Source organism: Lacrimispora sp. YZC11, from assembly GCF_057543815.1.
Window position 1 is genome coordinate 158,559 of the sequence record NZ_BAAJYQ010000020.1, and the last position, 24,407, is coordinate 182,965.

Here is a 24,407-nt window from a genome sequence, read left to right on the forward strand (position 1 = left end):
GCCTCCTCCCTATGCGTTGCGCTCGATGACGGAATCATAGAAGGCGTCTACCTGCTTTTTGTAGTCATCAAACATATCAAGTCTGTCATTAGGTACATCATATTTAATGGAAATGATCTTATCAAAGATCGGATCCTCTTTTAATACGGACATAGGCATTCCCATGGAAACCAGGGAACGGGATTTCTTGTATAAATAAAGAATTAAATCCATCATCTTAAACTGCTTTTCCATTGGGACGCAGGTATCTTCCTTATGGAATGCATTCTGCTGTAAAAATCCGATCCTGATCACCTTGGAAATTTCCAGTATGAGCTTCTGGTCATCGGGAAGCATGTCTCCGCCGATCAGTTTTACGATCTCCATCAGGCTGCTTTCCTGGGTCAGCAGAAATACCAGGCGGTTTCTGTAGTCCACGAATTTCTTATCCACATTTTCCACGTACCAGGGAGCCAGATCGGTCAGATACTCAGAATAGCTGCTGAGCCAGTGGATGGCCGGGAAATGGCGTTCATTTGCCAGGTTCCGGTCCAGGCCCCAGAAGCAGCGGACAAAACGCTTGGTGTTCTGGGTTACCGGCTCGGAGAAGTCGCCTCCCTGAGGGGATACGGCACCGATGATGGTGACGGAACCTTCGGTTCCGTTCATGTTCTGGATCATCCCAGCCCTTTCATAGAAAGCCGATAGGCGGGAGGCCAAATAAGCGGGGAAACCTTCTTCTGCAGGCATCTCTTCCAGACGCCCGGACAACTCTCTTAAGGCCTCGGCCCAGCGGGAGGTGGAGTCCGCCATGATCGCCACATGGTATCCCATATCCCGGTAGTATTCCGCCAGGGTGAGACCGGAGTAGAGGCTGGCTTCACGGGCGGCTACGGGCATGTTTGAAGTATTGGCAATCAGTGTGGTCCGGTCCATCAGAGGATTTCCGGACCGGGGGTCAACGAGCTCAGAGAACTCCTCAAGCACCTGGGTCATCTCGTTGCCACGTTCCCCGCAGCCGATATAAATGATAATATCCGCATCAGACCACTTGGCAATCTGGTGCTGGGTCATGGTTTTTCCTGTGCCAAAACCGCCGGGGATACAAGCGGTGCCTCCCTTAGCAAGAGGAAATAGGGTATCAATGATCCTCTGCCCTGTGATAAGAGGCTTTCCGGCCGGATATCTCTTTAATATGGGCCTTGGTATGCGGATAGGCCACTTTTGGGTCATGGTAACTTTCTTTTCGGACCCGTCTAAAAGCTGGAGGGTCAGCAGGGGATCGGAAATGGTATAGGAACCATCCTCAACCACGTCAAGGACATAGCCTTCCATATCAGGGGGTATCATAACCTTATGGACAATGGCCGGGGTTTCAGGAACCTCAGCAATGATGGTTCCTGGTAACAGATGATCCCCCTTTTTTACTGTTATGTGGGTCTTCCAGAGCTTCCCGCCGTCAAGGGAGTCCACATGAATGCCCCGGTCAATGTATGCGCCTCCGGTCTTTGCTATCTCGCTTAAAGGGCGCTCGATTCCGTCAAAGATATTATTTAAAATACCTGGGGCCAGTGTGACGGATACGGGGAAGCCGGAGGAGGTGACTGTTTCTCCCGGCTTTAAGCCGCTGGTTTCCTCATATACCTGGACAATGGTGCGGCGGTCTGTAAGGCCGATGACCTCACCGACTAAGTGGTCTTTGCCCACATAGACCATTTCATTCATTCGGAATCCGGAATCACCCTTTAAATAAATGACAGGGCCGTTAATTCCGGAAATGGTGCCTGTATTAGTCATTAGCCGTACCTCCCATCAGATCCTTTACATCAAAGCGGAAGTCGCGTTTTGCCTCTGCCAGCTTTGTTTGAAATGAATTGTCAATTAAAATATGCCTGGAAGGGATGACAGCCCGGGTTCCTCCCAGAAAGGAGTATTCGCTCACCTGGATGTCAGAGCTGCCTGATATCGCCAGTTCATTGATCTTTTCTTCATCTGCAGGATCGATATAAATGGTGATGAATTCTTTTCCTGCCAGGGCTTTGGCTTCCTGTATCTGTTTTTCCAATAGCTTTGTATATTCGGTCGACTCCATGAATGTGGCCAGTTTATCCCGAAGCTCCGAAAACAGCTTATCTTTCAGCTCATCCTGTTTTTTTCCAAAATCCCGCTTCATGCCGATCTGTTCCAGGGAAAGCTTTTTGTTGATTTCCCGTTCGATCCGTTCGCTTTCCAAAACCACCTGATGTGCAGCCCTTCGCTTTGCATCCTCCTGATGCTCTGAAAAGGTCTGCTCCAAGGCAGCTGTATATTCATCAAGCATCTTTGCACTGCGGGTTCTGGCATCTTCCATGCAAAAATTCAGGAAATGCTGTAATTTTTCCTCAGTCGTCAAGATGACCACCTCTTTCTTATAGTTTTAATCCGATGGCTTCATTAACATAATCCGTGATAAAGTTCGGCTTGCGGCCGGTACCATGGCGGTCAGGGATTTCTACAATCAATGGAAGCTTACGGTTCAGCTTTACATCATTGATGATGTCCGGAAACTCTTTTCCGAATTTTTCCGTCAGGAGAATGATCCCGATCTCCTTATCGGCCAGGACTTTATCCAGTTCACGTTTCAGTTCTGCCTTTTCATGAACGACAGCGCCTTCTACCCCGGCTAATTTCATGCCGGTCCAGGTATCCACGTTGTCGCTGATCAAATACATTTTCATGAATTACAGCTTACCTAAGATCATGAAAGAAATGATCAGACCATACAAACAAACGCCTTCGGCAAGCCCTACGAAGATCAGTGATTTACCAAGTATGGAACCGTCCTCGCTGATGGCGCCGAGAGCGGCGCTGGCAGCTGCGGATACGGCAATGCCGCCGCCGATGCAGGCAAGTCCTGTGGAAAGTGCTGCAGCCAAGTATCCCATTCCTGCGATGTTTCCTGCGCCTGCAGCTGTGCTTTCCGCAGCGGCAGCCTGGCCGTTAAACATTAATACACTGGAAATGATAAGGGTCCCAAAAAATAAAAGGGTGTTGATGCAAAGGGCGGTTTTATAGCGGCCCTTTGTTTTTGCGCCCATGGCAAAAGCTCCGAAAGGAAGGGCGATGCTTATGGTTAATGCGATAGCTAATGTTATTTTTACTAAGGTTGACATAATATTACCTCCGTTTTGGTTTTTAAATTTTCTTTCCGTATGGTTTAAATGCACGGCCGGTTCCCCGATAGAATCGGCTGAATAATTCGTAATATTCCAAACGCAGTACCTGGATCCCAACGATCAGACCTTCCATGCCGCAGACGAATAAGTTGCCAAGAATTACAACCAGCCAGTTGGGGGCTCCTGCTTCCGCACCGGACAGCATGAGCACCACCTCCATCATGGCCGCATGGCTGACAGCAAAGGCCCCTACACGGACAAAGGAAAGGGTGTTGGAAAAGTAGCTTAAAAGCACTTCAAACAGTTCAAAGAAGCCCTGGACCACAAACATGCCCTTTTCCTTTGGCATGATCTGCGCTTTCTTTTCCACCAGATTAGTGAGCGGCTCCTTAAAGAACATGACCAGCAGCGGGATGCCAAACATGATGACGAGAAGTATGGCAGCCGGAATGGGGTTATTTGTCATGTAAAGGACGATGGTGAGCACAAGGCTTGCGTAAAAGACAAGTCCTGCCGCACCGTTCGTGTCAAAAAGGGTCTTTTCCGGATCATGAAAGCGGATGCTGTTTATGATGTTAAGAACCATGGTCAACAGAATAATTCCCATACCAATGGAAACCGCAACGATAAATACGGTATTCAGTTTCCCGATAAAGGGCAGGTTGGTCATGTGCTCCATGGGGCGGAGCCAGACGGCCTGAATGATATTTTCAAATCCGAAAACGCTGCCAAACAGGATTCCGAATATGGTTGAAAAAAAGCCGCAGCAGGATATAATGGCCGCCAGATTTATTTTTTTCAGCCGGTAGAGGAGGAATCCTCCAAACAGAAGGCATATTCCCTGTCCCACATCTCCGAACATAAAACCAAACAGGAAGGAATAGGTGAGGCCGATCAATATGGTGGGATCGATCTCGTTGTATGCCGGCAGGCCGTACATGTGAATGAACATCTCAAAGGGTTTAAAAAGCCTGGGGTTTTGCAGCTTGGTGGGGGGCTTGCTCATAATATTGTTATGGTCATCCTCTATGATACAGAAAGTTTTTTCATCGTTAGAGATTTCTTTCTGAAAGGCAGCTGCATCCCGGTTGCTCATCCAGCCGCAGAGGATGTAAAAGGTATTTACTTTCTGCTTGGTGCATGCGGCCAGTTTTCTCACGTTAAAATTGGTGGAAAAAGTTTCCAGACTGCTTAGTGCCGCCAATAACTCCTCCTGCCTTGAAGCCAGCAGTCCGGACATCTGGTTTCGGATGCCGTCGATATCAGACTGGAAAGCGCTTAACTTATCTTCCAGTAAATGAATAGCATCTAAAGGCGTACCTTCGTACTCATCTGGTAAAAAGTAACGTTCAAAACGCATGGAGGCATAAATAGCGTCAATCTGGTTTGAGATGGTTTCTGGTACAAAATAAACCAGCCAGACATATTCGTCATCCTCCCGGCATTTATAGAGTACAGTATCAATGGTATCATATACATAACTCACAAATTTGTTGAAATATTCATGAGAAATGCGCCCAAAACGGAATTTAATGTACTTAAATTGAAGGATGGAGCTTAAGTCATAGTTAAGTCCGGTAAATGGAAGGATACGTTCCAGGGATTGGCGGTAGGAATTTTGTTCGGATACAAGTGCCTCTTCCTTTGCCGTAAGCTCCTTTACCTGTTCCCCGATCTCTGTGACAATTCTGGCGGCCTTCCGGATTGGAATCTTTTTCAGGATGCCTGCCTGATCGGCCGGCGGGAGTAATTCTGCCAGCTCCATGGCACGCTGGTAATCGTCTTTGTATGGATTTGTTTCAATATAAGGTCTTAAGTCTTTCACTGTTTTTAATTCCGACAGGGCATTTTCCAAATGAATTTCATATTTGGATAAATAAGTGTCAATGACCCGGTCAATATCTTCCTTAGGTCCGGTGATACTTAAGAATTTCATTTTTTCTATCACGAAAAAACAACCCCCTTTACTTTTTTACTACATAGGAGATGATTTCATCCGGACTTAAACGGTATCGGATGCTCTCTATGAGGGTGATAATCTTTTGAATTTCTTCCTCCTTAAAATAAAGATAGGAATTCAGTGTGGCAATGGAATACGGGTTCTGCCGGCTGGAGGAATTGTATATTTTATCCAGTACTTCCTGTGTTAAGTGTTCCAAGTCCGGCATGTCTGCGGTTTCCAGATCTGACTTCCGTCCATAAAAGGTGTTCTTTAGTATGGAATAGAACTCTTCCAGTGTAGCTGTCTCTGCCAATTTTCCAATCTGCTCCTTATTCAAATGGTAATTGAAGGGGATTAGAAGGGTATAAATATCGGCAGGCTGAAGATGATAATATCTTTTTGATCGGTAAATCCACTGGACATTAAGTAAATCCAGCTTACTGCCAAAGCAGTGTTTGAGAAGGTCCTGTTCCTTCCTTGTGAGATATTTACCCATGACCTTCCAAATGGTCTTAAAGTAAAGAAGATCTAAGTGGACCTCATAATCAAACAAGGTAGGCTGTTCCCTGTCGTCTAAGTGGGACAGCAGGTCATAATAGACCGAACCTTCTAAGTTGGCTATAAACTCGTGTAAGTCCATGGAGGATGACAGCTTAATTAAATCCAGCCGGGAATGCTTCTCAAAAAAGTCCTGGAATACAGAAAGATCGATATCCAACCGGTTCCTACCCATGGCATTGCGGAAGCATTTCTTCAGGATATCGATTTCAAAGTGCATAAAATACAGGTCCAGGAACTTACGTTGGGTTAAATTGGCGAATCGGTAGAGCTTTGCATAATCCTGGTACAGAGAAAGGATCAGCCGCTGTTCAATGGCTCCCCGGTGAAGCACTACACCTTCCAGGTTTGCAAACAGCCCTTCATAGGCCGGAAGACGCCTTAAATATTCCTCTGCATCAGAAACGGTTTCAAGGGCTGCCATTTCAAGAAATTGGCTGTCGGTGATCAGATGGCTCTCCATGGCTCTTACCTTGGTTGTAATGCCGCTGTAGGATAATAAGTCTTCCATAGGATCACTCCTTTATCATAGTATTGAATAGTTCCTCCACATATTGAGTATGATGGTCTTCATAACGCTGTTCCACGGCTTCAAGAACCTTTTCGGAATCGCTCCGCTGTTTTTTTAAGCGGTTGTTCATACTGATTTCCATGCCGGCCTGCAGCTCTTTAATCTTTTTACTGGTTTCCGCTTCCAGTTGCAAATCAAATGCAGCGGTCTGTTCTTCCATATCTTTAGCAAATGCCTTTTTGCGCTCATTAGCATCATTCATAATGGAAGCAGCAGCCGATTCAATCTCAGATATTCTCTCGATCACAGTATCCATACCGTGCCCTCCTTATCGTAATAATTCTTTAAAAATATAGTGCTTGATTTATAATGATACTACAATTTAAAAAAAATACCATAGGATGTTAGTAAAAAACCCCAATATTAATAAAGTTTTAACTTAAATATAGATTACGACGAAGGGGCTGTAGCTATGCATGGACAATAAAAAAAGCGAAGATCAGGGAAGTATATTCCCTGGATTCTTCGCTTTTTTTAACACTTTCTTTACGGGGTGGAAGCTGTTGAATTCTCCGCGGCAGAGGTAGATTCCCCTGCGCCCGTTCCTGTCCCGTCTTCCGATACGGTCAGGAATTCGGTGGCAATATAAGCCTCTGTTCCTTCAAACATAATGACTGTCCATTTGTCGTCATAGGTCTTGACATATTCCACCACTGTACCGGAAGCAAGGTTTCCTAGCTTTGCACCGTCGGTGGAAGGTTCGGAGCGGACATTAAGCTTGCTCTTGGTGGTATAAATCTTAGGCGCTTCTGTTTCTGGTTCCGAAGGCTCTGTTGGTATTTCTGCGCTTGTCATGGCTTCGGTAGTGACCTCAGCAGTTGTTGCGGGTGTTGTCGGTTCTTTTTTTTCATTTTTCCCGGGGATCAGCTTTACGATGATCAGGACAAGCACAAGAAGAACCAGGAAAATGAGCGCTGGTTTCAGCAATCCATAGGCATCAAAGCTTTTCTTTTTGGAGCGCCGTCTGCTTCTTCTTTGTGAAGAGGGCCTTTGGCCGCTTCTGGAGACATTTCTCTGGACCGGCCTCTGCCCGGTTTTTGCGCCATCCGGTCTTGTTCCAGTGCGCCCGGTACCGCCGGTATGTTCCTGAGTTCTTAAAGGCGCAGTCCTTGCGCCGCTGCTTCTTAAAGTTCCAGTTCCCTGGGATTCATTTCTTGGAGCGTTGCTTCGCGGGGGATTATTCCGGGGAGAGGAAGATATGGTCCTAACGTCTGTTGGACGTTTATTGACAGGGGCTCCGCCCTGGCTTCCTCTATTATGAGAGTTTGCAAAGGCATTGATTTCCTGGGACAGAAGCTGGAAGGCTTCATTGGCATCGTAGGGGCTGTCATCTCCTTCGTGGACTGCTTTGTTTCCCAGCACGCGGATCCTGTGATAGTGGTCTTTGGCAGCCTGAGATATAAAGCGCCCTTCAAATAGCTGGTCTATGCTGTCCGCCAGATCGCCTTCCACAATCAGTGCCCTTTCCCCGAGATAGTTTACCATATATTCCAAGGTCTGCCGGGCTTTGATCATAGCCATGTTATACTGCTTCTGGCTCATGAGCTTTTCCGTTTCCCTTTGACCCTGCTGGATTCTTAGCAAGAAACTGTTGTTTGTAGTTCCCATATATTTCCTCCTTTGCAAAACGGTTGTATTCCAATATACAGATATTATACTAGATTATTGCAAATTGTGCACCTGTTATTTTGTCGTTTTTTGATTTGTAAGAGAAAAGTAAAAAATATACGGGGAATCCCTATAAATAAAGATTTCCCCGTATTTTGAAGTTGCCTGAGATGCTATTTTAATACGGAATCCTATCATTTGTTTGCAACTTCGCTGTGCTCATTAAGTTATAAATGTTCTTTAAAAGGGGAGGAGCCAGTAAGATTGCGGGGATCCTGCCGTCTGTATGAAAAATAATTAAGGTGCCACTTAAAATACATCGACCTATGACCCTCTTAATTTGTTGAGATTAATAAAAAGGGGCTTGGTCCATAATCAAGAGGGAAGGTAGGAAGTAGAATTGATGTCATTATTCGCAAAAAATGAATCGCTCCGCGGATAACCGGAGACATGCCAGAGCACAGAACATTCGGAGAAGAGAGGTAACATTATGGATGAACTTTGAGCCAGCGGAACAGATGAATCCGGTGAATTAGAATTTTAAGCATGTTTCATTAACTTGATCGGGGCACGTAGTATTCGATGGAGTTTTATCGTTTGCACTTGAATTAGAGATTGACCGGCGAACTGCAATTGCATTTAATGAATCACTCAATAATAGCGTGTCTGCAGCTAATATTGATAATTCATCATCATCTAAACAATCTGCTATTTGACAAGCTAGTGCAGAAATAAATAGTACATCGCAACAATAACTCATATCACCACCTCTGTTATATATATGAATGAGTCACTATTTTATGTCTTAAATTAGTATCTGACTGATTTTAGTACATGGAAAACTCAATATTGAATGTCAAAGCAATATAACTTTGCATATATTATATAAAATTATAAATAGGAATATTTATATGGATTATTCTCAAGGTGACCCCAGAATGGGATTTGGTGGAAGAGGTTCAGGAGGAAGAGGTTTCGATAGAAGAGATATGCGCGATGAATTCGATAGAAGAATGGAATTTGACAGAAGACAAGAATCTGACAGAAGAGAAGAATTCGACAGGAGACAAGATTTCGACTCGAGATTTCCATTTTGGTGGTTATTTTTTTAATAATTACTAATTTAGGCTGAACTACCTACTATCAATATAACATTCAATATATTTATTCTCCTTTTTGGAAACGCTTATCGGTTTTGGGTCGATGGGCGTTTCCTTTTTATTAATTTGGGGGTATACTGAAAGGAATTGGAGGAGATAAAGTATGGACCTGACTGGATTTGTTATATTGATCTGTGCATGCATTGTTTTGTATCTCGATGTATTTAGGTGGGATCTCATATCAAAATTCCGAAATAAAAAATTGGTATATGAATGGATTAATTTTAAGTGGGGAGAGAAAGGTGTAAGAATAACAACCGGATTAATTGCGATTGCAGTTATACTGAGCGGAATGATCGCTTTGATACAATAAGGTTTGTAGGAGAGGAGCGGATCAAATGAAGCTGGGTATGTTCTCTTCCATGGAGTATTTGCTGCGCTGAAGTAGTCGATAAATACGGTGTATATTGGTATATAACCGTATAGCATGAATCACTTAATTAACGAATTCTTTGAGCGTAATGGAAAGTCAGTAAATTTGGATATCAAAAAACTACTAACTATCAGTATAATTGGTAGTTTTTTTATTACCAGAAAGAGAGAGGAAATGACAAAGGGAATTCATTAATACATTATCCCTGTAGCAGGAAGCGGAACGTACTATGGACCTTATAAAATATGCCAGAGCATCACAGCTATCTGGTCCCTTACTTCGGGAGAGAGGCTGTGCTTTATGAAAAGTCCTTATAAAAGGGAGGGCCGGCAAGATTGGGGGAATCCTGCCGGCTGAGTATGAAAAAAAGTTCTTATTAAAAGGATATTATCTGTTACAAGTATAATTATACCGAGCAGTTATGTAGAAAGAATGTGGAAGATGTGAACAGTTTGTAAAGGGAGAAACAATACAATGATAAAGGAATAATGATAGTTGATAGTTTTTAACAATATGGTATTAAAAAGTAGGAATATGGTATGATGAATAATCTGATTAAAGTTTACGCCTTCCCATGAATATGACATACTGCTGTCATGATTCATGTGGTATATTTGTTTCAAATAAAAAAGCAGGAGGTAAATATAATGAATGAAGAAATTATTGCTAGAGCCGGTGAAATTGTTGCAAAAAAGACCGGCGGAGGAAATGAGGGGTATTGCGTATTAGCGTTGATTGACAAAGACGGTTATCCAACCGCCTCTACAATATCCGCCTCAAAGGCAGACAGTATCAACTGGATCACATTCTGTACTGGACTTAGTAGCAATAAAGCCGATCGCATTAAAAAGTGTAATCTCGCGAGTGTTTGTTTTGATGCATTAGACCACAATATCACACTGGTGGGTACAATAGAGATATTAACCGATCCGGATATAAAGAAAGAAATGTGGTACAAGGGACTTGAAGATAATTTCGACGGACCGGAAGATCCAAACTACTGCGTTTTGCGCTTTCAGACAGATCGTTATAATCTACTTGTTGATTGGAAGGAAGCAAAAGGTACTTTATAAGAACATTTGCTAAAGAATGAAGTTGAGGATTATTCATGAACTGCTAGAAACTGGTATTTATAATGAAGCGTTAGATTTATATTAAGCCTCGTATTATACCAAATTTGACGCTGCTGATGAAGCAGAGGATGAGCGGATTACCATAGAGCTTGAGTTGTCAGGTGAGTTTTTGACGGTAAAATCAGCAAGTGCCAGTTATGGTGGTGTGGCCTATTATGAAAATGAGTACTATAAGGAAGAGACAAAGAATCTAAAGGGAAAAGATTAAGACGGTACGTGGGTAAAGGAAGATAAATATTCTATAAATTATAAGAAAGAGATAGCTTTGGCTGTCTTTTTTCTTTTCCTGGGATATGGTTAATACTGCCTAAGGTTTAGGGCCGCAAGAATCGGGGGCTATGGGTAGCAACCAATAACTGAGATAGCAGAGAAGAAAAGGAGAATATCCCCATAAAGGAGAGGAGCCGGCAAGATTGGAGGAATCCTGCCGGCTATATGAAAAAAGTATATCTATAAGGATATTACCAGTAACAAGTATTAATATAAAGGTCTGTTGTGTAGAAAAGTTGTGGAAGATGTGAACAAATTGTGAAAGGGGCCGTGTCTTTTTTCGCTCAGGGACAATCCTGGATTTTTATTCATATTTTTATACTAGTGAATCATGTGGATATGCTGCATATCCAGTAGATTCACAATCTTAAGGCTGAAGGCAGTAATTCTTTCATGCCTTGTAGGAAAAAAAGAAAGGTGAGTATATGACATCTCAGGAAAAAAGACAGGCGGTATGTGATAAGTATGCAACTATAATTGGCCGCAACATTTATAGCCATGATTTACGGGATTACTGTTTTAAAAAATATATTAATAACAAATATTATAGCGACTGCAGTAGTTCCATTTGTTATTCCTATAAAGAGGCAGGTTATGGCTTTGGTATTCTGACTACGGCCGGAATATATCAGTCAGGCACCCTTACCGTGGTAGATGCGGATATAACAAATGGCATTCCGGATATCCCCAAACTGCGAAAGGGCGACATGCTGGAATTCGCCGGCACGGATGCCGAGAGGCCACTCAATATCGGCCACGTGGAAATGTACTATGGAAATAATATCTTATGCGGTCATAGCAGCGGCACGCCGTCTTTTAAGGATCTCAAAGGCTACTGCACCAGCCGGTACAATTCCTGGGCTCCTGGGGGCTGGCGGGAAGGTCTTGTGTGTGTCCGGAGATACATTCAGGACGATGGTGAGACAGAAGAGGAGGCTGTCAAATTATCAGGCTGGAAGCGGGAAGCTGACGGATGGCGCTTTTACCTTGGAAATTCGGGAGAATCGGTAAGAGATTCCTGGTATCAGGATACGGATGGAAAATGGTACTGGTTCAACGCAGCCGGTCTTATGGTTTCAAGCACCTGGTACCAGTACAAGGGTGACTGGTACTATCTGGAAGCGGACGGAGCCATGGTCAAGGGCTTCCAGAATATTGATTGCAAATGGTATTATCTGGATCAGGATGGCAGGATGGCAACAGAACCGGTAAAGCTGACCCCGGATGAAAACGGAGCGCTGCAGTATCCGAGTATGGCAGTGTAAGAAGAGAAGGCGGGCGCTAGTATTTCTGGCCCGCCTTCTCTTGCGTTCCCTGCACCATGTATGATACAATCGATCAGGCGATGCATGTTTTCATTAAGATGAATGAATTTATTTGGAGGAATTTTAATATGAGGTTACGTCATATACCAGGCTCGGAAGAGGAAATCGCGGGCAGTCCACATGTTGTCCAGAACCCTATCGAAAAAAGGGGCTGCTGGAAGGAAGTGTTTGGCAATGAAAATCCCATAGAGATAGAAGTTGGCATGGGAAAAGGCCGTTTTATCATGGAACTGGCTGCTATTCATCCGGAAATCAATTATGTTGGTATTGAGAGGTATCCCAGCGTTCTTTTGAGAGGTCTGCAGAAAAGGTCTCAGATGGAACTTGATAATATATTCTTTATGTGCGTAGATGCAAAAAACCTGGCAGATATATTTGCACCGGGAGAAGTTCAGAAGGTTTACTTAAACTTTTCCGATCCATGGCCAAAGGACCGCCATGCAAAGCGCAGGCTCACATCAGAGGATTTTATGGCGGTTTATGATCAGATTTTAAAACCTGACGGAACTGTGGAATTTAAAACCGATAACAGGGGCCTGTTTGATTATTCTCTGGAAGCGATCCCCGGAGCCGGATGGCAGGTTAAGGAATTCACCTATGACCTACACCACAGTGAGATAGGAGAGGGAAACGTGATGACAGAGTATGAAGAGAAGTTTTCCTCCAAGGGGAACCCTATTTATAAATTGATCGCAGGAAGAACGTGATATTTTTTAAAACCGGCATTTGGTTTCAATAACCGCGATGCCGGTTTTGCATATAATAAAGAAAAAGCAGATGCGGGAGCAGCAGTTATGGGAATGAAAGACAAGGTTACAAGCAAGCTTCTTCAGGCTACCAGTGATAAGACCGAATTAAATAAGAAAATGCTGACTTGGAACAAATCTTTTGTAGAAGTGAACAAAACGCTGGGCGGAAATGCACAAAAAAATAAGAATAATAAATAAATTCGAAAAAGTTGTAAATTATTTGTAAAAAAGGTGTTGACTTTTGTTGGATACGGTTATATAATTACACACGTGCTTGAGACAAGAGCACAGAGAAAGAATAACAAAAGACAAGCGCCTTTAGCTCAGTTGGTAGAGCAGTAGACTCTTAATCTATTTGTCCGGGGTTCGAGCCCCCGAAGGCGCACTAAAAAGTTCCGGTTTTGCAGACAGAGAGCTGCGGGGTTGGGGCTTTTATTTTGTCTTGATTTATGCATATTTACAAGGTTTTGATTGTTTTAATTGAATAGATGGGGAAGCGGATGCCTGGATGGTGTCCGCTTTTTTGTTTTGGTCCGTGATCGGTTTCTTTGAACCCTCGGAGATCCAAAAGCAGAAGGCTGAGTCCTGCAAAGTGTATTGAAAAAATACTGTGTCTGGCGGAGCGCCTTACAGCGACCCGCCGGGCACAATGAACGTTCAGACACGCTTTATCGCCGCCGTTACTGCTGCGCCAGCACATGCATGAGTTCAGCTGTAGCTGGATAAAGCCTGTCATAAATATCCTGGTATACCTTGTAGGTCTCATGATTTTTCACGTCGGGCCGGTAGGTTTTTCCGGGCTTGATAAACTTGGTCAGGGCAGCGAAATTCTCAAATCCGGGATACTTTACAGCAGTGGCTGCCATCATGGCATCCCCAAAGCTGGCTCCGATGGTCACAAGTGGTGTGTTGATCTCCTTGCCAGTCACATCCGCCACAATCTGCATCCATAATGGATTCTGCACGCCGCCTCCCACGGCGAATATCTGGTCGATTATTACGTTGTCGTGGGCTTCCATAAGATTTAGTTGCTGGTTGACGGAGAATGCCACGGATTCCAGGGCGCTGCGGTACATATGGGCTCTGGTGTGGGCCAGGGTCAGTCCCAGCAGGCAGCCTCTGGCCAGGGGATCATTGATGGGAGTCCGCTCACCGGCGAAATAGGGCAGTGTGATCAGCCCGTCGCTTCCCGGTGCAATTTGATCAACACCTTCCATCATTGTCTGATAGGCGTCCAGGCCGCCATCCCGCTCGATTGCAAGGGCATCCAGGAACAATGTGTCACGGTACCATTTGGTCAGGGAACCGGCTGCGTTAGTCCCTGCGGAAATGTCACATAGGCCCGGAACGATAAATTCTTCCCGCCACAGGCGGTCATCGTCCACTAGCTCCTTTGTTCCCAGAATCATGTAGATAGAAGAACCGAACTGAATCATCATCTTACCGGGAGCTACCACTCCTATGCTGATGGCCTCCGCGCCGGAATCATCGGTTCCCGTGATGACCGGAGTACCCTCTTTCAAGCCGGTTTCTGCTGCTGCCCGGGCGGTAACTCTGCCTGCGATCTCGTTAGACTCTTTGATCTCTGCCAGCTGGTCGGGGCGGCAGATGGGAGCGCACAGTCTGGTGTTGGGCGTTCCGTCCCGGTCGTACAGAGGATTGAAGCTGGACAGCCCCAGGAACCGGTCTACCACATAATTTCCGGTCAGCCTGGCAGTGATGAAGGTGGAAGCTGTGATGAATTTGTGCGTTTTCTCATAAACCAAGGGCTCATTGTTCTTGATCCAGAGAATCTTGGGCATCACATCCGAGGAACAGAGAGGCCGTCCGTACCATTTCTTGATCTGTTTTTCACTGTAAAGCTCTGTCAGTTGTGCCATCTCCCTGGTGGCCCTGGAGTCGATGCCATAGAGGATAGCTTTTCGCAGTGGGCGGCACTGTTCGTCCACAGGCAGGCAGTCCGCGCCCAGTGCGCTGGCCCCAACAGCCAGAATGTCTGCAGGGTCCACCTGGCTGTCTGCGATCAACTGCCGGCTGATGGTACAAAAATCCCCCCACCAATCCATATCTGCATCATGCTCATAATGGCCGGGCTTGGGATTAGTCATGGCGTGTTCAGTAGTTCCGGTGGCAATGATGTTGCAGTTCTGGTCGATCAGTACGCCTTTGCTGGAGTTGGTGCCCGTGTCAATACCCATAAAATATTTTTTACCGATCATGTTTACCTCCATAAGAAAGTGTTATTCAACTGTGCCCGCAGGTCTGTGGGACGCTTGCTTTTGGAATCGATTCCGTAAATTGTTTGTATAAGCTTAAAATGCTGCAATTACAAACACGATGCAACAGGCGGGAATCATGGTTTAGTGATAGCCACCTGGCGTAATGTGATTCCCAAATTCCGGCCTCCTTTTAATTCATAGGTTTCCTTAGATAGTACGATGGACAATTTTGCCGTCCACCAGTGTCAGGCACACTTTGATGCCGCGCACCTGGTCCATGGGAGTCTTAAACACATTCCCATCCAGCACTGCGATGTCAGCCAGATTGCCGGCTTTAAGGGTGCCCACCTGAGATTCGCAGCCCAGGTTGTACTGCCCGCCATAGGTCCAGGCTTTTAATAACTCAGATACGGTTAGGGCGTTCTCCTCGTTGAAGGGCGCACCTCCTTCAGGGAACATGGCGCCTACCGTGTGGTAGATGGACTCAGGAATATCGTCGTAGAGCAGCGGCAGGTCCGTGCCGCAGGAAATCGTCACACCGCTGTCGGCCATTTTCCGGCGGTTCCAGTAGTTTTTGCCACGTTCCAGGCCGATTTTCTCCTGAATCATTGCCAGCTTGCCGTTCTGGTCTGCGATAGACATGATCTGGGGATAAATCTCCGCAACTATGCCGAGAGCTCCCATGCGCTCCAGATCAACAGGATCCGAGCACTCCAGATCTGTGATTGCATGACGGTTTTTTATCCTGCCGTCTGGTCCTCTTTGGCACTGGTCAAAGATATCCATGGTCCTGCAGATGGCTCCATCACCCTGTGCATGGAGAGAAAAGCGGAAATTCTCCCTGTCGGCTGCCAGGGTATCCTTTCTTAATCCTTCCCAGTCAATATCTTTGACGCAGCAGGTATCCGCGCAGAGGTAGGGAGACTTCATTTCACCTTCCAGCTGGCTGATGGATCCGTCAGTCATCTGGTTATAGCCTGAGAAATGTACGAAACTGCCGTGGAAGGAATCACGCATCTCCTTTCCGTATTCTAAATTCATGGGAAAGCCTACAGGCTGGCTCATGAAATGCACTCTGGCTGTCAGGGCATTCTCTTGTTCTAATTTCTTAAGTTCTTTTGTAAAACCGTAGAAGTCGTCAAAGCCCATTTCCTTGATAGAAGTAATTCCCCTTGAATTCATCATGGACAGATATTTCCTGAATTCCGGTACGGAAAATTCCTTCTGTCCCAGAATGTACTTCAGAAGGCGCCAGTAGCTCTCTGACCAGCAGGTGTCCGGGGTGAAATGGTATTCCCTGCGGGCAGCGCTGTTCATATAGCAGCTTTCTCCTCCCTCCATAAAAAGAATGACAGGCACGTCCCCGAACTCCTGGTCCAGTCGGTCACTGTTCAGCTCCGTGAAGCCGGGGTGCACTCCTCTTGCAAGCACTGTTGCGCCGGGGACCAGGGTTTTCTGATAAGCCTTAGCATCTGCCACCGACTGGTCCGCGTTTTGGCATGCACTTAAATCGGTCCCCGCGATGGTCAGCAGATATCCGTTGAAAAAACAGTGCACGTCTGTAAAGCCCGGGCAGATGAGCCGCTCTCCCAAATCCAGCACCTGGGTATCCGGTCCGGTGTACTCAGCTCCGTCCGAGGGACCTGCGGCCAGGATGCGGTTTCCTGATATGGCGACGAAGCCTGCTTCAGAAACGGAAGCAAGGCCTGAGAAGACAGCATTGGAACGTAATAGAATGTCAGCTTTCTGCATAATACAGCCTCCTTTGATAAAGATAGTAACATTGATAAGTTGCCTATAATTTCATACCAAATCTGGGGCCATCATAACACAGCAGGAAAATGGATTCAATCAAAAAAAGAGTTTTAAGAGAATGTTTGTAATAAAAGTAAAAAAATATGTTTTAAAATGTACATATTGCACAATTTATAAAATTAAGTGGGTGAAAAAATAGGAATGATGTTGACATTGGGCGTTTCGTTTGATATGGTAAAAGTGGTATTAAAATATAGAGAACATATATATTAAAATTGGAGGAAATAACACATATGCTTTGGACTGAAGAAATGTTTCACACGAGAAAACCGATTATCGCCATGCTGCATCTGGATGCCCTACCGGGAGATCCCATGTATTCTCCGGATAATGATATGAAGACAACTGTGGCACACGCCAGGGCGGATCTTAAGGCACTGCAGGAAGGCGGTGTGGACGGGATTTTATTTTCCAACGAATTCAGCCTTCCCTATGAACGGAATATGAGTTTCGTTACGCCTGCCAGCATGGCGCGGGTTATCGGAGAGCTGATGAGCGAGATCAGAGTGCCTTTTGGAGTGGATTGCATCTCAGACGGTCTGGCTACACTGGAGCTGGCCGCTGCCGTGGGTGCTGATTTTGTGAGGGGAACCTTCTGCGGCGTCTATGTGGGAGACGGTGGGTTGTACAATAATGACTTTTCAAAGCTCTTAAGGCGCAGGGCTGCCCTGCCTCTTGAAAAGCTTAAGATGCTCTATTTCATCAACCCTGAATCTGACCGAAATCTGGATACCAGACCTCTGAAGGATATAGCCAAGTCCACGATTTTCAAGGCTAATCCGGACGGGTTATGCATCTCCGCCTCAGCCGCCGGGCAGGATGTGGACAATGAGTTGATCGCACAGGTGAAGGCGGCAGCTCCGGAGGTGGTGGTTCTGTGCAATACAGGGTGCCGCAGGGATACCATAGAACAGAAGCTGGCTACAGCGGATGCTGCGGTGGTGGGGACTACGTTTAAGGAAAACGGGGATTTCTTCGCACGCGTGGATGCAGTCCGCGTGAAGGAATTTATGGAAGTGGCAAAAGCATACCGGTGCGATCCGGGTAGCCAGTAATCAGTTGGTGTTGGAACGGGCGGAAGGCCTGTGCGTTAAGACTAATTAATAAGATTGGGTTGGAGGCAGAGAAGCCATTGCCCGCCGGGCTGTACACAACAGCAGCCGGCGAGTGATGGCCTTTTTGATATAGAAATGCTTTGTACTCATCTGATTATCAAATGGAATATTTAAAATAATTGACTTAAACTCAAACGATTTATGTATAATATGCACTAAAATATGGACTTAATTATGTGAAAAATAATAAATTGACACTAATATATGGATCTGCTATACTTCAAGTGGTATAAAAAAACAATGAACATATATAGCTCGGAGGAGAGAAAAATGAAGGTTGCTGCTATCGGAGACAACTGCATTGACGTGTATGAGCGGATTAAAAAGAAATACCCTACCGGCAATGTGGTGGACACGGGAGTCAATATTCAGAAACTTGGAATTCCTGTATCCATTATCAGTACAACCGGTTCCGATGAAAACGGAAAATGGATGGTGAAGACACTGTCCAGAGAAGGGCTGGATTTGAGTCACTTCAAAGTGGGAGACGGGCCGACTGCCATCACTTACATGGACATGGACGGGCTGGACCGTGTGCATGGTGATTATGTGGAGGGGGTGCTAGAACATATTGTGTTTGACGATGAGGATATCCGCTTTGCCGCAGCCCATGACCTGGTGCATACCGCGCTGTGGGGAAAGGCGGAGGATGCCCTGCCGAAGATCCGTCAGCTTTCCGGCGCGCAGATCAGCTTTGACTATGCAGACCGGTTGGACCATGAACTGGTTGAGAAAACCCTGCCATATGTGGACTATGGATTTTATTCCTACCACAAGGAGCGGGATGCATTTATTGAATCCTACTTAAAGGATAAGGCGAACAGAGGCATGAAGGTTGCGGTGGCCACTTTTGGCGATAAGGGAAGCCTGGCCTATGACGGCAACCGGTTTTATGAGGGAGGCATTTATCCTGCACAGGTGGTGAATACTGTGGGAGCGGGTGACAGCTTTATCGCTGGATTCCTCTATGCTGTTCTGAATGGGTCGGATATTGAGACGTGCCTGGACACAGGCGCGAAGATAGCTGCCAAAGTAGTCAGCACCTTCAATCCTTGGGAGAAGTAATTGCAGCGATCATTAAAGAACACGAACAAAGGAGGTAATTAATTATGAAACTTGGAATGTTTACTTCTGGCTACCAGCGCAATCCGCTGGAACACTGCTTTCAGGACGCAAAGCGTTTCGGCTATGATTTTATTGAGCTGTGGGGTGGCAGGCCTCACGCCTTTGCACCGGATTTAAAGGCAGGGGAAATCGAGGACGTGAAGCGCCTGATCGACAAATATCAGATGCCGGTTTTGGGATTCACGCCAGAGCACAACGCCTATCCTTACAATTTTATGATTGGAAGCGAGCTGCAGCGGAGAGATGCGGTGGATTACTTAAAGCTGTGTCTGGATATGGCAAAGGAGATGGGCTCTGACTATATGCTGGTGTCCCCGGCCCATGCCGGATACCTGGCAACCTATGAGGAGATCTGGTCCCGCATGGTGGACACCTTGAGAGAACTGACCGGCCACGCTGAGAAGGCTGGTGTAAAGTTGGTGGTGGAGACACTGACGCCCTATGAAAGCAACGCGTTCAAGAGCGCAAATGACCTGATCGAACTGTTTAAACGCATCGATTCCCCCTATATTGTGGGCATGTGCGATGTGGTGCCGCCTTTTGTCCAGCATGAAAGCATCATGGCTTACATTGATAAGCTGGGCGAAAAAATGTATCACATGCACATTATTGACGGGGATCAGGGGACAGACAGCCACATTGTTCCTGGCGAGGGCTCCATACCGCTTCCGGAGCTGTTTAAGGAGCTGAAGGATGCCGGATATGAGAAGACAGCCACATTGGAGCTGGTGACAGGATATATCAACGAACCCAGGCTGTATGCCAGGAGAGCCATCGATAACGCCCGCGCCTATATGAAGAAAGCTGGCTTCTGACAGACGGACGGGAAGGGAGACTTATCATGTTTATTGACATTCATGTACATCCGGCGTTTTATGAACCGATCAATGAGGACGCCAAGGTGGAGGAGTTAAGGCATGACGCCCTGGACATCCACTTAAACGGGACGGCGCCTCTGCAGCACATATTCAACCAGATGCGCTGCGCGGGACTTGACCGTCTGTGCCTGCTGCCGGAGGACTACTCTACAGAGTATGGCAGGCCGCTGGTAACAAATGAGGAGATCAAAAGGCTGGTGGATTTAGCGCCGGACCGCTTTATTGGTTTCGCAGGGGTGGATCCTCTGGCTGAAGGAGCAGCGGATAAGCTGGAGCACGCGTTTGGAGATTTAAAACTCAGGGGATTGAAGCTTCATCCATCCAGGCAGCATTTTTATCCGTCGGATGAGCGGATAAATCCGATTTATGACATCTGCGAGAAGTATCACAGGCCTATAATCTTTCACAGCGGACTGTCCTGGGAACCCAATACCCTGGCGAAATTCTCCAGGCCCATTGAGTTCGAGGAGCTGGCAGCCGCCAGGCCAGGCCTTAAGATCTGCCTGGCCCACTTCGGCTGGCCCTGGGTGCAGGAGACAGCCATGCTGATGCTGAAATATCCTAATGTTTATGCGGATACAGGAATTCTGTATTTTGACAATGCTTTGGAGTTTTACAAGAGGGTATTTAACCATGACATTCCCGTCACTTGGATTGACCGCAGTCTGAGGCATCAGGTAATGTTCGGAAGCAACAATCCGCGTTTCGAGCAGATCCGCATGGCGGACGCAATTTCGCGTCTGGGCTTCAGAGAGAGTACCCTGGAACTGATCAAAGGCGGCAATGCCATCGAATTCCTGGGCGGACTAGAAGATACTTTCACCGGCGGTGTTACCGGGGAAAGGTAAGGAGGTACACCATTGGTAAACACGAGTTCAATTACACTCCTGACAACGGAATACAACCAGATGATCCGGATCACCGGTGAAATCGAAAAGGCCGTGAAGGAAAGCGGAATTCAGAACGGAATTGTCAACGTAATCAGCAGACACACAACCACCGGAATTACGGTGAATGAGTCCCTGGAATGCCTGGAAAGTGATATATCGGAGTTCCTGGCCAGGATGGCCCCTGAGGACTGGCCATACGCCCACGCCAGAATGCTCCGCGACTACGGTTCTACGGCCGGCAATCCCACAGGTCACTTAAAATCACTTCTCACAGGAAACCACTGCCATCTGCTGGTAAGCGGAGGCTGCATCCAAAAGGGCGGGGCTCAGGAGGTTTACTTTTGTGAATTTGACGGACCGGCCCAGAGAACGATACTCATCCAGGTGATGGGCGAGTAACGGTTTCAAGCAACAGATGCACGTCCGCGGGGACGTGTAGTCATATACGGTTATGGGGAGCTTATTAAAAAATACAAATAAAAAGGAGAAAGAGTATGTCAAACGTTAAAACACCGGAACAAAGTGCCAACGAATTAAAGCGGAAGCTTGGTCTTGGCGCCGTAATCGCTCTCGGAGTCGGCACAACAGTAGGATCCGGAATCTTCTCATCACTGGGTGAGGTGGCGGGAGCCGCGGGAAGCAGTCTGTTTTTGGTACTGTCTTTCCTGATTGGCGGAATGTTGCAGATCCCGGCCAACTTCTGCTATGCGGAGCTGGCCAGCGCCTTCCCTGAGGATGGCGGACAGTATGTTTACTTTAAGGAAGCGGGATCACGTCCTCTGGCATTCCTCTGTGGCTGGATCAGCTTCTGGGCTACCGACCCGCCATCCATCTCCATCATGGCCCTGGCCATTGCTAACTACCTGGCGTTCTTCATTCCGGTGCACGGTTTGATTCTCCGCCTGGTGGCGGTTGGTTTCGTGTTGATTTTCATGATGTTGCATCTGCGCTCAGTGGAAGGCGGCGGTAAATTCCAGACCATCATCACTGCTTTGAAGGTTATTCCCTTTGTGTTGATTGTCGGCATCGGTATCTTCTTCATTAAAGGAGACTTATTCCTGTCTTCCGTGCCGCTGGCAGGAGTGACCGCAACCGGTTTTACCGCTCTTCTGGCCGGTATCTCCGCCACAACTTGGTCCTTTGATGGTATGGCGGCGGCTTGTTATATGTCCGGCGAGATCAAAGAACCCAAGAAGAATCTGCCCAGAGGACTGATCCTCACTGCATTTATCGTACTTGCCCTGTATGTTGGCTTGACCCTGATTGCTTCCGGTCTGCTGTCTGTTGATGAGCTGGCTGCCTCCGAGGCTCCTATCGCACTGCTGGCTTCCAAGATCCCGGTTATCGGCGGATATGCGGGAACCGTCGTGGCGGTGATGGCAGTGATCGTGGTAATCGGATCTCTGTCCAGCTGTATCATGTTCCAGCCGCGTATTGAGTACGCCATGGCAAAGGATGGCTTGTTTTTCAAGGATTTTGGCAAGGTTCATCCCAAGTATGAGACCCCTTACTTCTCCATACTGGTTCAGTGTGCAGTTGCGATTGTCTTGATTTTCGCCACCTCGCTTTCTGACCTGCTTGGTTACTTCACTCTGGTAGCTCTGCTAAAGAACTTCCTTACCTTTGGCACTATCATTGTGCTGAGAAACAAGGCACACTACAAACCTGCATACAGGATGCCTGCAAGGCCTCTGATGGTGGGTGTGGCTATGCTGATCACAGGAACCCTGATCTGGTCAACCTTTATCTGGGCACCTATAGCAGGTATTGCCTGTGCACTGATTGCCGTGGCTACAGGACTTCCGGTATATTACTTCTGGGAGAGCCGGAATAAGAAGGCAGCAGCCAGGAAATAGCGGATTTCTCCAACTAGAGAGATTGACACTTTGAGGCAGATGTTCTAAGATTGAAGATAATGAAACAATATTTGTGTTTTAAGTATGAAAATAAAAGGAATGTCTGCCATGAGTTTAGATCGCCAAAAGCCCCGTGATGAGGCAATGGAAAAAATTGAAAATTATATTATAAAAAATCATTTAAAACCGGATGAAAAGCTTCCTTCCGAGCGGAGCTTGTGCGAGATGTGGGATTTTAACCGGTCCACCCTCAGAAGTGCGATCAAACAGCTGATTCTGGAAGGCAAAATCTATAACAAGAATGGTTCGGGAACCTATGTGGCCAGGGAAAAATTGGTCCGCAACCTTCAGGATGTCTATGGGTTTTACCAGACAGCACAGATTGCGGGGCGGGAGGTCGATACAAAGGTGCTCCTCGTGGATTTCTGTGAGACTCCCAAGAATATAGGACGCAAAATGAAACTGCCGCTGGGGCACAAGCTGATGCGGCTTGTGCGCCTGCGCTATATGGATGGGATACCGGTGCTGATTTCCACCATCTATCTGGACGCCCAGCGTTTTGCCGGGCTGGAACAGATCGATTTGGACAAGGTTTCTCTCTATGCTGTTTTGAAGGAACAGTATGGTGTGGAGGTTTCTGGCGGTATGGAGAAGCTGAGCATCGCCTACTGCGATGAGGAGGAAGCGGGTTATCTGGAGATCGAAGAAGGTGCTCCTGTGATTTATCAGTCAGGTGTGACGATGGACCAGCAGGACGTGGTGTTTGAATATTTTAAGGAGATCACCCGATCAGAATACGTTTGCTTTGCAAGCGAGCTTACGAGAAGGTGAGTTCCTTTCTGGCAAATGGAGGAATAAAATATGAAACTTGCTGCAGTTGGCGATAACTGTATGGATGTCTATGACAATACCGGGAACGCTTACCCGGGCGGCAATCCTGTAAACGTGGCTGTATATTTTGTGCGGTTGGGAGGCCAGGCTTCCTATACCGGTGTGGTGGGCACAGATAAGTACGGTGCGCTGATGAAGGAGAAGATCGCAGAAAAAGGTGTGGATGTATCCCATATCCGTTTCATGGAGGGGAACACGGCCATCACCCATGTGGAGCTGATGGGCGGTGAGCGCATTTTCGGAGATTACGAGGAGGGCGTGCTGGCCGGCTTCAAGCTGACCGATGAGGAAAAGGATTTTATTTGTGAACATGATATGATCGTGACAGGACTATGGGGGAACATACACAACGATCTGGCGCAGCTAAAGGCGCGAGGAATCAGGATTGCGTTCGATGCAGCCACAAGGCCGGGGGATCCGGCGGCTGTCGCGGCGATTCCCTCTGTGGATTACCTGTTTTTTGCCACCGACGATGGAGATACCGGGGAACTTAGGGAGACCATGAAGGAGCTTAAGGAAAAAGGCCCTGGGCTGGTGATCGCCACAATGGGCGAAAAGGGCAGCGTTGCCTATGACGGAACCGGGTTTACCACATTTGGAATTGTGCACTGTAACGTGGTGGATACCATGGGTGCCGGGGACAGCTTTATCGCAGGATTCTTAAAGGGTATTCTGGAAGGCAGAGAATTGAAAGAGTGCATGAGATTGGGTGCTGCCAATTCCAGTGTGACATTGGAGTACAACGGCGCCTGGTAATATCGCACATAAGCGGTAAAAGGACGACCGCTAAGTGCT

The 24,407-nt window shown here is 46.7% G+C and carries 25 protein-coding genes and 1 tRNA gene; 15 read left to right on the forward strand and 11 right to left on the reverse strand.

The annotated features are described in order from the left end of the window. Positions 1–9: 9 nt before the first annotated feature. The 9 genes from AC27IJ_RS22165 to AC27IJ_RS22205 all read right to left on the reverse strand — a co-directional run bounded on the left by AC27IJ_RS22165 (position 10) and on the right by AC27IJ_RS22205 (position 8,573). A complete protein-coding gene (locus AC27IJ_RS22165; RefSeq protein WP_312440872.1) occupies positions 10–1,776 on the reverse strand; it encodes a V-type ATP synthase subunit A in 1,767 nt (588 codons plus the stop codon). After that, complete coding sequence (locus AC27IJ_RS22170; RefSeq protein WP_312440873.1) at positions 1,769–2,371, reverse strand: V-type ATP synthase subunit E; 603 nt, start codon at positions 2,369–2,371, stop codon at positions 1,769–1,771. The genes AC27IJ_RS22165 and AC27IJ_RS22170 overlap by 8 nt, the downstream gene beginning before the upstream one ends. 16 nt (positions 2,372–2,387) lie before the next feature. Continuing rightward, positions 2,388–2,696: a V-type ATP synthase subunit F gene (locus AC27IJ_RS22175; protein ID WP_312440874.1), complete on the reverse strand. Its 309-nt coding sequence runs from the start codon at positions 2,694–2,696 to the stop codon at positions 2,388–2,390. A 3-nt stretch (positions 2,697–2,699) separates the two neighbouring features. Beyond that, entirely contained in the window at positions 2,700–3,131 is a 432-nt protein-coding gene (locus AC27IJ_RS22180; protein ID WP_312440875.1) for an ATP synthase subunit C, read from the reverse strand. 22 nt (positions 3,132–3,153) lie between these two features. Further along, positions 3,154–5,082: a V-type ATP synthase subunit I gene (locus AC27IJ_RS22185; protein ID WP_487150840.1), complete on the reverse strand. Its 1,929-nt coding sequence runs from the start codon at positions 5,080–5,082 to the stop codon at positions 3,154–3,156. Between the two features lie 16 nt (positions 5,083–5,098). Beyond that, positions 5,099–6,145, reverse strand: coding sequence for a V0D/AC39 family V-type ATPase subunit (locus tag AC27IJ_RS22190; RefSeq protein ID WP_312440877.1), 1,047 nt, complete (start codon positions 6,143–6,145; stop codon positions 5,099–5,101). A 4-nt stretch (positions 6,146–6,149) separates the two neighbouring features. Further along, entirely contained in the window at positions 6,150–6,461 is a 312-nt protein-coding gene (locus tag AC27IJ_RS22195) for an ATPase (RefSeq protein WP_312440878.1), read from the reverse strand. A gap of 230 nt (positions 6,462–6,691) precedes the next feature. Further along, the gene (locus tag AC27IJ_RS22200) at positions 6,692–7,813 is read right to left on the reverse strand and encodes an SH3 domain-containing protein (protein ID WP_487150842.1); all 1,122 of its coding nucleotides are present in this window, start codon (positions 7,811–7,813) and stop codon (positions 6,692–6,694) included. A gap of 532 nt (positions 7,814–8,345) precedes the next feature. Continuing rightward, complete coding sequence (locus tag AC27IJ_RS22205; RefSeq protein ID WP_442913609.1) at positions 8,346–8,573, reverse strand: DUF6774 domain-containing protein; 228 nt, start codon at positions 8,571–8,573, stop codon at positions 8,346–8,348. A 178-nt stretch (positions 8,574–8,751) separates the two neighbouring features. Between AC27IJ_RS22205 and AC27IJ_RS22210 the strand changes: the two genes are divergently transcribed. The 7 genes from AC27IJ_RS22210 to AC27IJ_RS22240 all read left to right on the forward strand — a co-directional run bounded on the left by AC27IJ_RS22210 (position 8,752) and on the right by AC27IJ_RS22240 (position 13,208). Beyond that, the gene (locus tag AC27IJ_RS22210; protein ID WP_312440880.1) at positions 8,752–8,925 is read left to right on the forward strand and encodes a hypothetical protein; all 174 of its coding nucleotides are present in this window, start codon (positions 8,752–8,754) and stop codon (positions 8,923–8,925) included. Between the two features lie 151 nt (positions 8,926–9,076). Next, entirely contained in the window at positions 9,077–9,286 is a 210-nt protein-coding gene (locus AC27IJ_RS22215) for a hypothetical protein (RefSeq protein WP_312440881.1), read from the forward strand. Positions 9,287–9,993: 707 nt separating this feature from the next. Continuing rightward, positions 9,994–10,419 carry a pyridoxamine 5'-phosphate oxidase family protein gene (locus AC27IJ_RS22220; protein WP_487150845.1) on the forward strand — a complete coding sequence of 142 codons (426 nt, stop codon included), beginning with the start codon at positions 9,994–9,996 and terminating at the stop codon, positions 10,417–10,419. A gap of 755 nt (positions 10,420–11,174) precedes the next feature. Further along, on the forward strand, positions 11,175–12,014 hold the full coding sequence (locus tag AC27IJ_RS22225) for an NlpC/P60 family protein (protein ID WP_487150847.1): 840 nt from the start codon (positions 11,175–11,177) through the stop codon (positions 12,012–12,014). A 128-nt stretch (positions 12,015–12,142) separates the two neighbouring features. Then, on the forward strand, positions 12,143–12,781 hold the full coding sequence (trmB, locus tag AC27IJ_RS22230) for a tRNA (guanosine(46)-N7)-methyltransferase TrmB (RefSeq protein ID WP_487150849.1): 639 nt from the start codon (positions 12,143–12,145) through the stop codon (positions 12,779–12,781). Between the two features lie 87 nt (positions 12,782–12,868). Beyond that, positions 12,869–13,021, forward strand: coding sequence for a hypothetical protein (locus AC27IJ_RS22235; protein ID WP_166429754.1), 153 nt, complete (start codon positions 12,869–12,871; stop codon positions 13,019–13,021). A gap of 114 nt (positions 13,022–13,135) precedes the next feature. Then, positions 13,136–13,208 (forward strand) — tRNA-Lys (locus tag AC27IJ_RS22240). Between the two features lie 295 nt (positions 13,209–13,503). On the opposite strand, the gene AC27IJ_RS22245 is transcribed toward AC27IJ_RS22240, so the two are convergent. Further along, the gene (locus AC27IJ_RS22245) at positions 13,504–15,042 is read right to left on the reverse strand and encodes an FGGY-family carbohydrate kinase (RefSeq protein WP_312502433.1); all 1,539 of its coding nucleotides are present in this window, start codon (positions 15,040–15,042) and stop codon (positions 13,504–13,506) included. Positions 15,043–15,249: 207 nt separating this feature from the next. Further along, positions 15,250–16,794 (reverse strand): amidohydrolase, encoded by a 1,545-nt coding sequence (locus AC27IJ_RS22250; protein WP_312502431.1) that lies wholly within the window; start codon positions 16,792–16,794, stop codon positions 15,250–15,252. Between the two features lie 296 nt (positions 16,795–17,090). On the opposite strand from AC27IJ_RS22250, the gene AC27IJ_RS22255 reads away from it, so the two are divergent. The 8 genes from AC27IJ_RS22255 to frlD (AC27IJ_RS22290) all read left to right on the forward strand — a co-directional run bounded on the left by AC27IJ_RS22255 (position 17,091) and on the right by frlD (AC27IJ_RS22290) (position 24,368). Further along, positions 17,091–17,912 (forward strand): BtpA/SgcQ family protein, encoded by an 822-nt coding sequence (locus AC27IJ_RS22255; protein WP_312502430.1) that lies wholly within the window; start codon positions 17,091–17,093, stop codon positions 17,910–17,912. Between the two features lie 330 nt (positions 17,913–18,242). Beyond that, positions 18,243–19,037: a fructoselysine 6-kinase gene (frlD, locus tag AC27IJ_RS22260; protein WP_487150852.1), complete on the forward strand. Its 795-nt coding sequence runs from the start codon at positions 18,243–18,245 to the stop codon at positions 19,035–19,037. A 44-nt stretch (positions 19,038–19,081) separates the two neighbouring features. Further along, positions 19,082–19,912 carry a fructoselysine 3-epimerase gene (gene frlC / locus AC27IJ_RS22265; RefSeq protein ID WP_312440889.1) on the forward strand — a complete coding sequence of 277 codons (831 nt, stop codon included), beginning with the start codon at positions 19,082–19,084 and terminating at the stop codon, positions 19,910–19,912. Between the two features lie 26 nt (positions 19,913–19,938). Continuing rightward, positions 19,939–20,823: an amidohydrolase family protein gene (locus AC27IJ_RS22270; RefSeq protein ID WP_487150854.1), complete on the forward strand. Its 885-nt coding sequence runs from the start codon at positions 19,939–19,941 to the stop codon at positions 20,821–20,823. Between the two features lie 12 nt (positions 20,824–20,835). Continuing rightward, positions 20,836–21,264 (forward strand): secondary thiamine-phosphate synthase enzyme YjbQ, encoded by a 429-nt coding sequence (locus AC27IJ_RS22275; RefSeq protein ID WP_312440891.1) that lies wholly within the window; start codon positions 20,836–20,838, stop codon positions 21,262–21,264. A 95-nt stretch (positions 21,265–21,359) separates the two neighbouring features. Further along, a complete protein-coding gene (locus AC27IJ_RS22280; RefSeq protein WP_312440892.1) occupies positions 21,360–22,721 on the forward strand; it encodes an amino acid permease in 1,362 nt (453 codons plus the stop codon). 108 nt (positions 22,722–22,829) lie between these two features. Next, positions 22,830–23,552 carry a GntR family transcriptional regulator gene (locus AC27IJ_RS22285; RefSeq protein ID WP_312440893.1) on the forward strand — a complete coding sequence of 241 codons (723 nt, stop codon included), beginning with the start codon at positions 22,830–22,832 and terminating at the stop codon, positions 23,550–23,552. A gap of 30 nt (positions 23,553–23,582) precedes the next feature. After that, positions 23,583–24,368, forward strand: a complete 786-nt coding sequence (gene frlD / locus AC27IJ_RS22290; protein WP_487150857.1) for a fructoselysine 6-kinase — start codon at positions 23,583–23,585, stop codon at positions 24,366–24,368. Positions 24,369–24,407: the final 39 nt, after the last annotated feature.

Coding starts and splice junctions, on each gene's coding strand:
- AC27IJ_RS22255 (WP_312502430.1), top strand. CDS start 17,091: ATGCTTTGGACTGAAGAAATGTTTCACACGAGAAAACCGATTATCGCC.
- frlC (WP_312440889.1), top strand. CDS start 19,082: ATGAAACTTGGAATGTTTACTTCTGGCTACCAGCGCAATCCGCTGGAA.
- AC27IJ_RS22270 (WP_487150854.1), top strand. CDS start 19,939: ATGTTTATTGACATTCATGTACATCCGGCGTTTTATGAACCGATCAAT.
- AC27IJ_RS22200 (WP_487150842.1), bottom strand. CDS start 7,813: ATGGGAACTACAAACAACAGTTTCTTGCTAAGAATCCAGCAGGGTCAA.
- AC27IJ_RS22280 (WP_312440892.1), top strand. CDS start 21,360: ATGTCAAACGTTAAAACACCGGAACAAAGTGCCAACGAATTAAAGCGG.
- AC27IJ_RS22245 (WP_312502433.1), bottom strand. CDS start 15,042: ATGATCGGTAAAAAATATTTTATGGGTATTGACACGGGCACCAACTCC.
- AC27IJ_RS22175 (WP_312440874.1), bottom strand. CDS start 2,696: ATGAAAATGTATTTGATCAGCGACAACGTGGATACCTGGACCGGCATG.
- frlD (WP_487150852.1), top strand. CDS start 18,243: ATGAAGGTTGCTGCTATCGGAGACAACTGCATTGACGTGTATGAGCGG.
- AC27IJ_RS22180 (WP_312440875.1), bottom strand. CDS start 3,131: ATGTCAACCTTAGTAAAAATAACATTAGCTATCGCATTAACCATAAGC.
- AC27IJ_RS22225 (WP_487150847.1), top strand. CDS start 11,175: ATGACATCTCAGGAAAAAAGACAGGCGGTATGTGATAAGTATGCAACT.
- AC27IJ_RS22285 (WP_312440893.1), top strand. CDS start 22,830: ATGAGTTTAGATCGCCAAAAGCCCCGTGATGAGGCAATGGAAAAAATT.
- AC27IJ_RS22210 (WP_312440880.1), top strand. CDS start 8,752: ATGGGATTTGGTGGAAGAGGTTCAGGAGGAAGAGGTTTCGATAGAAGA.
- AC27IJ_RS22220 (WP_487150845.1), top strand. CDS start 9,994: ATGAATGAAGAAATTATTGCTAGAGCCGGTGAAATTGTTGCAAAAAAG.
- AC27IJ_RS22215 (WP_312440881.1), top strand. CDS start 9,077: ATGGACCTGACTGGATTTGTTATATTGATCTGTGCATGCATTGTTTTG.
- AC27IJ_RS22250 (WP_312502431.1), bottom strand. CDS start 16,794: ATGCAGAAAGCTGACATTCTATTACGTTCCAATGCTGTCTTCTCAGGC.
- trmB (WP_487150849.1), top strand. CDS start 12,143: ATGAGGTTACGTCATATACCAGGCTCGGAAGAGGAAATCGCGGGCAGT.
- AC27IJ_RS22195 (WP_312440878.1), bottom strand. CDS start 6,461: ATGGATACTGTGATCGAGAGAATATCTGAGATTGAATCGGCTGCTGCT.
- AC27IJ_RS22235 (WP_166429754.1), top strand. CDS start 12,869: ATGGGAATGAAAGACAAGGTTACAAGCAAGCTTCTTCAGGCTACCAGT.
- frlD (WP_487150857.1), top strand. CDS start 23,583: ATGAAACTTGCTGCAGTTGGCGATAACTGTATGGATGTCTATGACAAT.
- AC27IJ_RS22190 (WP_312440877.1), bottom strand. CDS start 6,145: ATGGAAGACTTATTATCCTACAGCGGCATTACAACCAAGGTAAGAGCC.
- AC27IJ_RS22205 (WP_442913609.1), bottom strand. CDS start 8,573: ATGAGTTATTGTTGCGATGTACTATTTATTTCTGCACTAGCTTGTCAA.
- AC27IJ_RS22165 (WP_312440872.1), bottom strand. CDS start 1,776: ATGACTAATACAGGCACCATTTCCGGAATTAACGGCCCTGTCATTTAT.